The sequence below is a fragment of the Sphaerisporangium flaviroseum genome (assembly GCF_039537005.1).
In the GTDB taxonomy this organism is placed as follows: Bacteria; Actinomycetota; Actinomycetes; order Streptosporangiales; family Streptosporangiaceae; genus Sphaerisporangium; species Sphaerisporangium flaviroseum.
The window spans coordinates 741,950-754,783 of record NZ_BAAAZR010000001.1; the positions used below are offsets into that span (position 1 = coordinate 741,950).

A 12,834-nucleotide genomic window follows, 5' to 3' on the forward strand; every position below is an offset into this window, starting at 1 on the left:
GCGTTCATCCCCCCGACTTCTCACGTGTGATGGGAGAACAAGATCATGGCGAGTCTTGAGGAAATCGATGGGTGGATAGACGACGTCAAAGGGGAGGGATGGCTGTGGGACGGCTGGGAGGTCGGCAAGCTTCGGAAGGCGGTCGAAGCAGCGTTGTCCTTGCCCAAGCCGAAGGGCGACCCGGACCGTCTCGACGGAATGGCGGAAGAGTACAGACGGGTTTGGGCGCGCATCAACGACATGAAAACAGACCTGAGCGTGCTGGCCAGGCGCGGCATCCCCGAAGTATGGACCGGCGAGGCGGGAGCGATGGCCAGTGAGACCGTCGTCGCCGCCCATCACCGCCTGGACGACACAAGTGTTTGGTTCAGCAACGTTCAGCCGAGCCTGACATGGCTCGCGAAGGATCTCAGGAGCGCACAGGATTGGCATGCCCAGGCTCAGGAACCGTTAAGGAACGCGCTCAAAGCCCTGGGCTCTCTGTCCAACAGCAAGGACCTGGTCTTATCGGACTCCGAAAAAGCGAGCATCGAGGACGCCCGCACCAAGGCCCTCGAAGGCATGGGTCTACTCCAGGACGCGGTGAAGAGGGCGAGGGAAGCCGCGGAAGCATTTGAATTCTCGACCAGTGCCCTTATCGAGAAGTATCCGCATGAGGCCGGGCTGCTGCTGACCGATGAACTGAGCGCCGCAGGACGCCTGGTCCTGGCCGACACCGCTCTGAGGCTGGGCGAGTCGAATTTCTCCATCCTCACCGATGACCAGTTGAAGTCGGCGGCCCAGCGTCTGGAGAGCATGAGCGCGCAAGACCGCGACCGCTTCATGGCGCTCTACAACCGCACACCTGACGACCCGACGACATCGGAAGAGCGGGCGTACCTGATGAAGGCCCTGGCCACCGGCAAGTACAGCATCGATGACATCGAGCGCTTCGCCCAGGTCATTCATCAGAACGGGGATTTCATCCCCGAGTGGGCGCGGGCCAATCTCAGCCCCACTTTCGGCGAGAACGGGAAGCTGGCATGGAGCGTCGAGGGAGACGACGCCGATCTCAACCCGGCCCAGGCTCTCGTGATGGGACGTGCGGCGGTCGATCCCGTGTACGCCCTCCGGATGGCCACCGGTGTCGACGTCACGAACCCCGAAGGTTTCGGCTCCGGCTCTTTCGACCCTGACAATTTCGACCAGGCCGGTCTCGCCGGCCGGCTCCACGACGAGCAGGATCGCATCCTCGACGGCAGCCGCAACTTCGCGGAGAGACTGCTGGGAAGCGGCATGGGCGCCAAGGAGATCCGGGACACCGCCGGCGACATGCTGGCGAGCGGCGAATACCAGGTCCGTCCCTCAGTTGACGGCGACAAGTGGGATCACAACCTGCCGGACGATGTCAAGGGCGCGATCGCCGATGGCAAGCCGGTGATCGTCACCATCGAGGGCGGCGACGAAGAACGCACTATGGCGCTGCTGCCCCGAGGGGACGAGTGGGTCGTGTACGACCCCGCGACCGGTGCGACCCATGACTACGACCTGTTCACGGCCTATCTGCAGACCTACAAGGACGCTTTCCCGTACAACAACAACGAGCTCAAGGTGAAGGACATCTACCTGCCGAAATGACGGTGACGTCGCACCGCGGCGGGCGGCGGGCGGTGTCCGCAGGCCGCATTCGGACCTGTCACGGCAGCCGGTCCGCCTGCGATCAGGCGAACGGTTCCGGCTCGCGGGACCCGGGTACTCGATCTTCCGCTGATTGATCACCGGGACTAGAGTGTCGGGGATACTCAGTCAACTGAGGTGAGATCGACTACGGGGCCGCCACCGTCACCGCCGCTCACGAAGACCCGCCGTGTTGGGAACGGGCTGCGTCCTAGCCACCGGGACGCGGCGGGTCGGCACGGCCACTACAGCCATGTGGCCGGTCGTGGACCTCGTTCGCTTGTCACTCGCGTTGGGAGAACAGGACCATGGCCAAGCCTGAGGACATCCCCGGATGGTTGGACGACATCGAGGGGTCTGGGTGGTGGCTGGATCGCTGGGAGGTCGGGAAACTCAGGAAAGCGGTCGACGAGGCGCTGACCTTGCCGCCGCCGAAGGGCGATCTTGTCCGTCTCCAGGCACTGATTGATGACTACCAACGGGCGTCGAATCGACTCCACGACGTGTACGAAGACCTGAAGGTGCTGGCCAGACGTGGCATCCCCGAAGTCTGGATCGGTGGTGCAGGAGCGATGGCCAGCGAGACCGTCGTGGCCGCCTACCGTAGCTTGGCGCGCATCAACAACTGGTATGGCTATGTCTGTGACGAAACGGGGGGCCTATCGCATCTCCGTAACGGTATTAGATGGGCACAGCTGAGACACGGGGAGGCTATGACTAGCCTGAATGAGGTCCGCGAAGTCCTTAGCGGAATGTCCGACTTCGACGTCCGCGACGTCCTTAGCGGAAAGTCCGACTTCGACGCAGAGGTATTTAATAGCGCTCGGGAAAAGGCTCTCGGAGCGGTGACCGAACTGCAGCGCGGCGAGGAGCGGGCGAAAAGCGCCGCAGAAAACTTCGTGCAACACATGAAGCGGGTGAAGGAGGATGTGAATGACGTCGGAACCGATAGGCTGGACGCCGCAGGAAGCCTGGTTCTGGGCGACACTCGTCGGACGACAGAGCCGAGCTTCCTTCGCCCATGGCGGCATGCCGCCGATCATTCGCAGTGGGGCGCCGCCATCGCGCGTACGGCGTTCTCGAACTTCAGTGCCTGGTCGTGGTCGAGGGTGAGGTCGATGGGCCTGCCCCTGCGGTAGGCGGTGAGCGGTCCGGCCGGGGGCCGGTCGAGGAGTGCGGCTATCGGCGGCACGGCCTTGGCCACCGGCTGGGCGAACAGGGCGGACATCGCCCATACGAGACCGCGTACCGGCTGCCGGAAAGGTTCGAACAGTCCGGTCGCCACGAACAGCGGGTTGTCTGCCCGGTCAGATCATTTCGGGGGACTCGGGGTGACCAACGAAGCAGAACTGGGCTTTGGGGGTCCCGGCCGGGTCGGACCTTGTACTTGGCGGCTCTATCTGCCCTGGTCTGGCGTCCGTCCTGGAAACGCCTGACGATGGCGGGGCTCCGCCGCCCAGCCTGAGAACGTCTGGCCCGGGGGAATCAGTACAAAATGCCGCCGGGGTCTGTTAAGAAAGTGCGTGATCATAGCGGCAGGGAGGCAGGCCGGGGCGCGCGAACAGAACGACGGTTCCGGTCGGACAGGCGATGTGCGCCCTAACCGTGCCCGTCGCACCGGTCACATACTCGGCCGGCTTGGCGAGGGCTCGCGTAAGTGTTGATCACGGCTTGAGTGGACGGGATGGTGTTGGTGGGGCGGGAGCTGAGAGTTGATGAGGCGGCGCTGACCAGCGCCGCGCGGGGGATGCGGGAAGCCGCGCATCTGTTCGGCGGGCATACCGATGCGTTGCTGACGTCGATCACCGGCGGTGGTGGCGGGCGTTCCCCATGGGGGGACGGCATGATCGGTGTGGCCATGGATCGGATCAACGAGATGCTCGGCCAGGCGTGCCGTCACCTGCACACCAATCTCGATCAGACCGGCATCTCATTCGCTGCGATGAGAGACCGGCACACCGCCGGGGAGGCCGCATCCGTGGCCGCGATGCAGAACGTGTTCTCGGTGAACGATCCGGAACCTGGCCCGGCCGCATCGGGCTCGGTCACTTGACGGCGTCGGGTCCGAGCCATCCCGGCTTGTCCGCCGCAGCCGGCGCCGATCCGGTTCGCGTGCGTCAGGCCATGGCCGGCGATGGCAGAGGTGAGAGGCCGGTCCGGTGGCCGTGATGCTCCCGGCGGGGTTGGAGGCGGCGTTCGGGATGCTGGGCGTGCCGTGGCCGACCCAGGACGAAGGCGCGCTCCGACGGTGCGCCGCCGCGTACCGTGCCTGCGCCGGTTCGTTGGCCACCGAGGTCATCCCGACCGCACACGGCGCGTTCCAGTGCGCCGCGGCCAGCAACGCCGGTGATGGCATGAACACGGCTCGCGCCTTCTGGGCCGACTACCACGAGGACGGCGACGACTCCACCCACCTGCTCAACCTGGTCACCATCTTGGACGCTTTCGCCGACGGACATGACCTGGCCGCCGACCTGGTCGAGGCGATCAAGGACTTTCTCATCGCCGTTGCCGCAGTGGTGGCCATAGTGCTGGCTGTGACCGTCGTCGCCGGCGGCATAGCCGTACTTCATGCACGGATGAGCGTCGTCTGCCTACGCACCATCGCTCAGCGTGCGACGTCCGTCACTCATCGCGAATTGAACCGGTTCTTCGGCAGAACCCTGGTCGGCGGCATCGAACCTCGCCTCCGCCGCATCCTCGGCGCCCGATCTCCCCGTCGAATCAACGTCACGAGCTGGAACATCGCCGGCGCTCGCACCATCAATTCGCTCGACAGTTTCGACTATGGTCCGGAGAACATCCCCTACTTCACCAGAGGACTGGCGAAGGACAGGCCCGATTTGGTCTTCTTGCAGGAGTCCCATGTGGGCGCGACTCCATCGGACTCCCTCGCCGGCAGGCTGGCGGACAAGCTGGGTCTACCGCACGTCATGGACACGCCGACCTCTATTTCGCACCTCGACCCCCGATACGTTCTGGCCAATTCCATGTTGTCGAAGTCTCCGCTGCGGGCCCGTGCCGCACATCGCCTTCCGCGCCCGGATTTCGAAGTGCGCATCAGAGGCGAGGGGGAGCCGGTGGAGCCCTTCGATCGCTATGTGCAGGTCGCCCGGGTGAACGTCAACGGCCGGGACATCACCGTCGCGAACATCCACACCAATCCCCTGGAGTTCCTCGGGCACGCCGGCGGCTATGTGGAGGGTGATGGCGTCCGGCACGCGCGGGCCATCGAGCGGCTTCTCCTGGACAGGCTTCCCCGGCGGGGTCCTCTCCTTCTCGTCGGAGACTTCAACACCGACGACATCTTCAAGGCCTACCCCGACCTGATGCGGAAGCTGGGTCTCAAGGACGCCCTGGTGGATGTACCCGCCACGGTGCCTTGGGGACAGCACCCGGACCACATCTTGTACACCTCCCGCACCTTGAGACTCATCGACGCGGCGGCGACCGCGGACGCGGGCACCGACCACTACCGATGCAGGGCCGTGTTCAGGCGCCGTCTCATCTGGTGACGGGTGTTCTTGCGGATGGCAGGCAACGCCCACCGTCCGGCCTGGCCGGTCAGATCATCACGTGGGATTCGGGGTGGCCGACGAAGCAGAACTGGGCGTTGCGGGTGAGCTTGTAGTCCTGGGCCTTCCAGGTGTGCGCTGAGGCGTCGGCGCCGCGCATGTAGACGAAGTTGAAGCGGTCGGCCGAGTAGATGCGGACGCCCTCCTCCTTGCACCGGCGGACGAGCCGCGTGTCCTCACCCGCGTTGACGGCCTCGAACGCGAACGTGCGCAGCAGGTCGGCCTTGGCGAGGATCGTGGCGCCCTGGACCAGGTGGGCGTACCGGTGCTCCAGCCCCGGCAGCCGCATCACGGTCGTGTCGGTGGCGGGGAAGTAGGTGTAGTGGGCGCCCTTGCCGACCATCTCGGCGTCGGCGTAGTCGAAGGCGCGTAGCAGGTCCGACAGGTAGTGGGCGCCGTACAGGTTGTCGTCGTCCATCTTGGCGATGTAGTCGCCGTCGGCCTGGGCGATGCCGAGGTTCAGCACCTCGCCGAGCGTGAGCGAGGGGTCGGCGGTGAGCACCTTGACGGCCGGGATGCCGGCGGCGAGGGCCTTGTCGCGGACCACACCCGGGTCGATGTCGAGGCCGTGCAGGACCAGGACCAGCTCCAGTTCGCGGTGGCGCTGGCGGGCGACCTGCGCGATGGCGTGTTCGAGCTGCCCCGCGCGGTTGGTGGGCAGCACGACCGACACGCTCTTCGTCCGCGCGGTCACCGGGCGGCCGAGCGCGGTGAGGATCTGGTCGACGCGGTGGGTGAAGAGGTGCTTGTCGAAGACCTCGCGCATGGCCAGGTGGGCCTGGCGGGCGCGCAGCTCCGGGCTGTTGATGAGGTAGAGGGCCTGGTTGTAGGCCTCCTCCTGCGTGTGGGCGATCGGGATCAGCGACCCGAATGTCTCCTCGATGGCGCGGGACCAGCCCGACAGCACGGTGGTGGAGCACGCGGACAGCTCGAAGACGCGCCGGGCGCACATCGTCGGCGAGTCGATGACCGAGTTCACGTTCAGGAAGACCTTGTACATCTTGTACGCGGCCAGCATCTGCTCGTACGGCAGCTCGCCGACGATGTGCGGGCGGTACTCGGGGGGCCAGGCGTACTTGTCGCCGGCCTTGTCGTTGCGGGCGAAGATGTGCAGGCCGAGCTCGCGCGTCGGCGCGATGACGGTCTCCATCTGCTCGCGCCGCTCGGGGTGCTTGTCGCGGAAGTACATGCCGGCGAAGACGACGTCGTAGGGCCGGCCCTGCTTGGTCTGCACGGGGTTGTGCACGCGGGGCTGCGCCGCGAACTGCAGCACGTCGACCCGGTCGTGTCCCAATATTTCGCGATATTTCGGCACCATGTCCCCGTCGCACGTGTACACGTGGTCGAACAGCTTCGCGGTGTCGATGAAGAAGTCGAAGTTCGGCGGGTCCTCCTTGTTCCAGAAGACCGTGGGGATGCCCTGCTCGCGGCACCAGCTCAGCAGGTCGCGCAGTTCCTGCTTGGGCGCGTTCGTGCCGGTCATCTGGTAGCGCCAGCGCCCCTGGTTGCCGTGCCAGGCCGACTCGCAGAACAGCACGTCGGGACGCTTCTCGGCGAAGATCTCCTGCCAGTCCTTGGTCCCGAACTCGATCTGGTCCCACTCGTACTTGAAGGCCATGCGGGAGAAGTCGTCCAGGATGACGGCGACCTTCAGGTCCGGGCGGCCGACCGGCCCGTCAGGCCATGCCAGGTTCGGGATCTTGACCTCCGGCGCGCGCGCGAGCACGGCGTCGATGGCGACGCCGCTCGCGGTGACGGTCGCCGGTGCCTTGGGCGCCTTCTTGGGCTTGAGCGCCTGGGAGAGGTCGCGCGGCAGCCGTACGAGCTTCGCCGGGCGCTTGGCGCCGGCGAGTGCGGTGCTGACGCGGTACGGGCGCTGCGCCTTGGTGGCGGAGAGCAGCCACTGGGCGTACTCGGCCCGCGCCTCGGCCGTGGCCAGGCGCCGCTCCAGTTCGCGGAGGCGGTCCTCGTAGCGCTCGACGACCTTGCGTTCCTCGGGTAGCCAGTTCGCGGCCCCGAGACGCTGGAAACGCGGCTCATCCGGATTTAGCTGGTCACTCTCGGCCATGGTCGGACTTGCTCCCTCGTATCCGCGAACCCCACCACGAGCTTCGGCTCAATGCCCGGGAATGACCGATCGTACGGCTTTCGGCGCAAGGAAGTCGTCGTTTCACCCTAGATGCCCGGATCTGCCACCTCGTGAGGTGGCCTTCTGCCGCAGGTCAGGACTCCACGCGGGGCGTCGCCTGCGCGGCAGGGGAGAGGTTGTCCCCGCGCAGCCAGGCCTCGATCACGCGGGCGATTCTCGGCCCCGCGGCGCCGTCCCACAACGGCGGCAGCTCTCCGCTCGGGGTCGCCGCGCCGTCGGCGAGCGCCTTGGACGCCGCGGCGGGCAGGGTGCCCGGAGTCACCAGGCGGTTGGTGCCGTGGGTGATCGTGATCGGTCGCTCGGTGTTCGGGCGGACGGTCAGGCAGGGAACGCCGAGCATCGTGGTCTCCTCCTGCACGCCGCCCGAGTCGGTGACGACCAGCGCCGCGCCCCGTACGAGCGAGAGGAACTCCACGTAGCCCAGCGGGTCGATGATCGTGAGGCTGTCGCCGTTCACCAGGCCGGCCTCGGCCAGGCGCCCGCGCCCGCGCGGGTGCAGCGGCACCACGATCGGCACCTGCTCCCCGACCGCCAGCACGGCGTCGACCAGCTCGCGGGCCGACTCCGGGTCGTCGACGTTGCCCGGGCGGTGCAGCGTGGCGACGGCGTAGCGCTCCGGCAGGCCGAGACGCAACCTGAGCGGCTCGGGGTCGAGCTTCGGCAGCGCCGAGAAAAGGCTGTCGATCATGGGGTTGCCCACGAGGTGGACCTTGGCCGGGGACACGCCCTCGTTGGCCAGGTGGGAGAGCCCGTCGGGGCTCGTCACGAGCAGGATGTCGGCGAGCGCGTCGGTGACGACGCGGTTGACCTCCTCGGGCATCTCCCGGTCGAAGGACCGCAGGCCCGCCTCGACGTGGGCGGTCGGGATGCGCAGCTTGGCGCACACCAGGATGGCGGCCAGCGTGGAGTTGACGTCGCCGTAGACCACGACCAGGTCGGGCCGGTGCTCCAGCACGACCTCCTCCAGGCCGGTCAGCAGCGCGGCCGTCTGCCGCGCGTGGCTGCCGGAACCCACGCCGAGGTTGGCGATCGGCTCGGGAAGCCCGAGATCGGCGAAGAAGACGTCGGACATCAGCGCGTCGTAGTGCTGCCCGGTGTGGACGATGCCCTGCCGGACCGCCAGCTCGGCCAGGCCGCGCACGACGGGCGCCGCCTTGACGAAGTTGGGCCGAGCGCCCAGCACATGCAGGACGAGGGGGTTCTCCCTCATTGACCACGCCTTTCACCCGGGAGTGGGGCAACAGCTGCTCAGCTGGGCCAAGCGTTGCCTATGGTACGGTCACCGCGTGGTTTCCGAGGCCAGCCGGCCCGAGAAGGTCTCGCCCAAGTCGGCTCGCGCCGGCTTGCGAGGCTTCCTCAAGGGCTTCGTCCAGCATCCGGTCATTGTCTCCCGAGTCTTCGTCACCAGGGTCAAATCCGACCCGATGCGTGTGGCGCAGGCCGCGGCGGAGGCGATGCCGCCACGCCTGCGTCCCGCTGTGGGCAGGGTCGCGTGGCCCGTCGCCCGCGTCGTGCGCGTCACCGCGCGCAAGATCGCACGCCGCATGGCCGACGGACCGCTCGAGGCGGCCAGGGCCCAGTTCGAGCTCGGCCGCATGACCAAGGCCGTGGAGGTCCTGGAGCCGCATGCCCGCTGGCCGTTCATCCGGCGGCGGATCGCCTACTACGAGGGCGAGAAGGCCGCGATCGGCCCGGCTCCCATCCCGCCGAAGTCCAAGGTCATCGTGGGTGACCGCGTCGAAGGACGCGTGCTGCACTGCGTCACCAACGCCCTGCCGTACACCCAGGCCGGGTACACCGTCCGCACGCACCGCATCGTGACCGCGCAGCGCGCCGCCGGGCTCGACCCGCACGTGGTGACGAGCTGGGGCTGGCCCATGTTGCAGGGCCACGCCGACGCCGAGCCGTACGAGGAGATCGACGGGGTCCCCTACCACCGCCTGCTGCCGAGCGGCGAGGTGCCGTTCGAGAGCCGCGGCCGGATGATTCGCGGGGCCGGCGAGGTGACCGAGCTGGTCAGGACGCTGCGGCCGCAGGTGCTGCACGCCGCCACCGACCATCGCAACGGCTCGGTGGCCCTCGCCGCGCGCGAGCGCACCGGCACGCCGCTGGTCTACGAGGTGCGCGGCTTCCTGGAGGAGACCTGGGCCTCGCGCGACGCCGCCAGGATCGGCAGCGAGCGGCACCTTCTGCAGCGTGAGCGTGAGGCCCACATCATGCGCTCCGCCGACGCGGTGGTGACGCTGGCCGAGACGATGGCGGTGGAGATCGCCGAGCGTGGCGTGCCCCGCGATAGGATCTTCCTCGCGCCGAACGCCGTGGACGACTCGCTGCTGACCGCCGACTACAACGGCGCGGCGTTCCGTGCCGCCTACGGCATCGCGCCCGACGAGATCGTCGTCGGCTCGGTGTCGAGCATCGTCGGCTACGAGGGCTTCGCGACGCTGCTGTCGGCGGCCGCGCTGCTCCGCGACACGAAGACCCCCGTGCGGGTCCTGATCGTCGGCGACGGCGCCGAGCGGCCCGTGCTGCTGGCGCAGGCGGAAACGCTCGGCCTGGGCGATCTGGCGATCCTGCCGGGCCGGGTGGGCCCCGAGGAGGCGCTCCAGGCCCAGTCGGCCATCGACATCTTCGTCTGTCCCCGTGACGACCTGCGCGTCTGCCGTCTGGTGACCCCGCTGAAGCCGGTGGAGGCGATGGCGCTCGGGAAGCCGGTCGTGCTCAGCGACCTCCCCGCCCTGTCCGAACTGGTCGGCGCCGACGGCGCGGGCCTGCTCGTGCCCCCCGGCGATCCGGCCGCGCTCGCCAAGGCGCTGGCCGGGCTGCGTGACGATCCCGCGCGGCGGGCGGAGATGGGCGAGGCGGGTCGCGCGGAGGTCGCCTCCAAGCGCACCTGGAGCAGGATCGCCGAGAGCTACCGGGCGATCTACCAGTCTGTCGCCCGATGATTCTCCTACCATGAACGATCGGAAAGCTGCGCTTCGCTACGCGTTCAATCGCATTAGACGTGATCTGTGCGGAGTTGAGATAGCCTTTCCCACCATGCAGTGTTGTTTCGGGCTTCTTCGGGTCGCCACGTGAGCGCATATGATCTCGCGGTCATCGGTCTGGGCTACGTGGGCATGCCTCTGGCCAAGGAGGCCACCGGGGCGGGTCTTCGTGTGGTCGGCGTCGACGTCGACCCTCGCAAGGTCGACGCGCTGACCTCGGGCCGTTCCTATATCGACGACCTGAGCGACGCCGATCTGGACGCGATGCTGGCCAACGAGTTCACGGCCACGCTCGACCAGTCGGTGCTCGCCGCCAGCGACGCCATCGTCATCTGCGTGCCGACGCCGCTCGACGAGGACCATCGTCCCGACCTGTCGGCGGTGCGCGGGGCCGTCGAGTCGGTGGGGCGTTACGTCCAGCGCGGCGCGCTCGTGGTGCTGGAGTCGACGACCTATCCCGGCACCACCGACGACGTGGTCCGTCCCATCCTCGAAGAGGCCTCGGGGCTGACCGCCGGTGTCGACTTCCACCTCGCCTTCTCGCCGGAGCGCATCGACCCCGGTAACGCGAAGTACGGCCTGCGTAACACGCCCAAGGTCGTGGGCGGATACACCCAGACGTGCCGCGACCGCGCGGCGGCGTTCTACGCCCGCTTCATCGAGCAGGTGGTGCCGGTCAGCGGCACGCGCGAGGCCGAGATGGCCAAGCTGCTGGAGAACACCTACCGCCACGTCAACATCGCCCTGGTCAACGAGATGGCGATCTTCTGCGACGAGCTCGGCGTGGACCTGTGGGAGGCCATCGAGGCCGCCTCCACCAAGCCGTTCGGCTTCCAGAAGTTCCTTCCCGGCCCGGGCGTCGGCGGTCACTGCATCCCGGTCGACCCCTCCTACCTCTCCCACGCCGTGCGCAAGCTCGGCTACCCGTTCAGGTTCGTGGAGCTGGCCCAGGAGATCAACGAGCGGATGCCGGCGTACGTCGTCGCGCGCGTGCAGCGCCTGCTGAACCGTGCGAAGAAGCCGGTCAACGGCTCCCGCGTCCTGCTGATGGGCGTGACGTACAAGCCGGACATCGCGGACGAGCGTGAGACCCCTGCGGTGCCGGTCGCGCGGGCGTTCCGCGACCTCGGCGCCGACCTGGTGTTCGCCGACCCGCACGTGAAGCAGTGGACGGTCGACGGGGTCGAGGTGCCACGCGAGGCCGATCTGGCGGAGGCGGTGGAGCGCGCGGACGTGACCGTCCTGCTCCAGCAGCACTCCGAGTTCGATCTGGACATGGTGGAGAAACGAGCGCATCTACTTCTCGACACCCGGGGCGTCCTCTCCGAGGGCGAACGCGTCGAGCGGCTCTGACGGGCGGAGGGTCGGCGCGTGCACGTGCTTGTCATGACGGTGGTCCACCACCCCGAGGATGCTCGGATCCTGCACCGGCAGATCCGCGCGCTCGTGGACGCCGGTCATGCCGTCACGTACGCAGCGCCGTACACCGCTCGTGGTGTCGTGCCGCGGTCGTGGGTCACGGGGGTCGATCTGCCGAGGGCCGCGGAGCGCAAGCGGCTGTCGGCGGTACGTGCGGCGCGGCGGCTGTTCAAGAGCCTGCGCGGCCAGGTGGACCTGGCGCTCATCCACGACCCCGAGCTGCTGCTCGCGGTCGCGGGCGTGCGGCGGCGTCCTCCGGTGGTCTGGGACGTCCATGAGGACACCCCCGCCACGCTGTCGCTGAAGCCGTGGCTGCCCTCCTTCCTCCGCCCGCCGACGCGGTTCCTCGCCCGGATGCTGGAGGGCACGGCCGAGCGCCACCTGCACCTGCTGCTGGCCGAGACCGCCTACGCCGGGCGCTTCCGCCAGGCGCACCTGGTCGTGCCGAACGAGACCTGGGTGCCGGACCACGTGAGCAGGCCCTCCGACGACCGGGTGGTGTATCTCGGCTGGCTGTCGGAGGCACGGGGCGTGCGCGAGGCCGTCGAGGTGGGCCGGCTGCTCCAGCCGCACCGCGTCGCGGTGGAGCTGATCGGCTACGCCGACCCGCAGAGCAGGCCGCTCCTGAATCAGGCCGTCTCCGATGGAGTGCTGGAGTGGCGTGACTTCATGCCCAACGACGAGGCGCTCAAGCGACTCGATGGCGCGCTGGCGGGGCTGTCCCTGCTGCACGACGAGCCGAACTACCGCCACTCCATGCCGACCAAGATCGTCGAGTACATGGCGCACGGCATACCAGTGATCACGACCCCCTCGCCGCGGGCCGTCGAGCTTGTGGAGCGTTACCAGAGCGGTGTGGTCGTGCCCTGGCGTGACCCGCAGGCGGTGGTGCGTGCGGTGTTGCGGCTGCGCAACGATCCGGAGGAGCGGCGCGCCGCCGGGGCGCGGGGGTACGCCGCCGCACGGGCGAACCACCACTGGCCGAACTCCGCCCGAAGGTTCGTCAGCCAGCTCGAAGCCTGGGCGGGCGTGAAGAAGTAGCCAT

At 68.0% G+C, this 12,834-nt stretch carries 9 protein-coding genes; 7 read left to right on the forward strand and 2 right to left on the reverse strand.

Going from position 1 to position 12,834, the window contains the following annotated elements:
* Positions 1-45: 45 nt before the first annotated feature.
* The 4 genes from ABD810_RS03595 (at position 46) to ABD810_RS03610 (ending at position 5,171) form a co-directional block, all read left to right on the forward strand.
* Positions 46-1,617 carry a hypothetical protein gene (locus ABD810_RS03595; protein ID WP_344934128.1) on the forward strand — a complete coding sequence of 524 codons (1,572 nt, stop codon included), beginning with the start codon at positions 46-48 and terminating at the stop codon, positions 1,615-1,617.
* Positions 1,618-1,964: 347 nt separating this feature from the next.
* Positions 1,965-2,795 (forward strand): hypothetical protein, encoded by an 831-nt coding sequence (locus tag ABD810_RS03600; RefSeq protein ID WP_344934130.1) that lies wholly within the window; start codon positions 1,965-1,967, stop codon positions 2,793-2,795.
* A 536-nt stretch (positions 2,796-3,331) separates the two neighbouring features.
* Entirely contained in the window at positions 3,332-3,709 is a 378-nt protein-coding gene (locus tag ABD810_RS03605) for a hypothetical protein (protein ID WP_344934132.1), read from the forward strand.
* Positions 3,710-3,824: 115 nt separating this feature from the next.
* Positions 3,825-5,171 carry an endonuclease/exonuclease/phosphatase family protein gene (locus ABD810_RS03610; RefSeq protein WP_344935393.1) on the forward strand — a complete coding sequence of 449 codons (1,347 nt, stop codon included), beginning with the start codon at positions 3,825-3,827 and terminating at the stop codon, positions 5,169-5,171.
* Between the two features lie 49 nt (positions 5,172-5,220).
* On the opposite strand, the gene ABD810_RS03615 is transcribed toward ABD810_RS03610, so the two are convergent.
* Both ABD810_RS03615 and wecB read right to left on the reverse strand, forming a co-directional pair.
* Entirely contained in the window at positions 5,221-7,299 is a 2,079-nt protein-coding gene (locus ABD810_RS03615) for a glycosyltransferase family protein (protein WP_344934134.1), read from the reverse strand.
* A gap of 154 nt (positions 7,300-7,453) precedes the next feature.
* Positions 7,454-8,590, reverse strand: coding sequence for a non-hydrolyzing UDP-N-acetylglucosamine 2-epimerase (wecB, locus tag ABD810_RS03620; protein WP_344934136.1), 1,137 nt, complete (start codon positions 8,588-8,590; stop codon positions 7,454-7,456).
* A gap of 76 nt (positions 8,591-8,666) precedes the next feature.
* Here wecB and ABD810_RS03625 point away from each other — a divergent pair, with 76 nt between their 5' ends.
* The 3 genes from ABD810_RS03625 (at position 8,667) to ABD810_RS03635 (ending at position 12,830) form a co-directional block, all read left to right on the forward strand.
* A complete protein-coding gene (locus ABD810_RS03625) occupies positions 8,667-10,328 on the forward strand; it encodes a glycosyltransferase family 4 protein (RefSeq protein ID WP_344934139.1) in 1,662 nt (553 codons plus the stop codon).
* A 129-nt stretch (positions 10,329-10,457) separates the two neighbouring features.
* Entirely contained in the window at positions 10,458-11,723 is a 1,266-nt protein-coding gene (locus tag ABD810_RS03630; protein WP_344934141.1) for a nucleotide sugar dehydrogenase, read from the forward strand.
* Positions 11,724-11,741: 18 nt separating this feature from the next.
* A complete protein-coding gene (locus ABD810_RS03635) occupies positions 11,742-12,830 on the forward strand; it encodes a glycosyltransferase (protein ID WP_344934143.1) in 1,089 nt (362 codons plus the stop codon).
* Positions 12,831-12,834: the final 4 nt, after the last annotated feature.

Excerpts from the sequence above, each read along its gene's own strand:
- ABD810_RS03595 (WP_344934128.1), top strand. The coding sequence starts at position 46 with ATGGCGAGTCTTGAGGAAATCGATGGGTGGATAGACGACGTCAAAGGG.
- ABD810_RS03600 (WP_344934130.1), top strand. The coding sequence starts at position 1,965 with ATGGCCAAGCCTGAGGACATCCCCGGATGGTTGGACGACATCGAGGGG.
- ABD810_RS03610 (WP_344935393.1), top strand. The coding sequence starts at position 3,825 with ATGCTCCCGGCGGGGTTGGAGGCGGCGTTCGGGATGCTGGGCGTGCCG.
- ABD810_RS03615 (WP_344934134.1), bottom strand. The coding sequence starts at position 7,299 with ATGGCCGAGAGTGACCAGCTAAATCCGGATGAGCCGCGTTTCCAGCGT.
- wecB (WP_344934136.1), bottom strand. The coding sequence starts at position 8,590 with ATGAGGGAGAACCCCCTCGTCCTGCATGTGCTGGGCGCTCGGCCCAAC.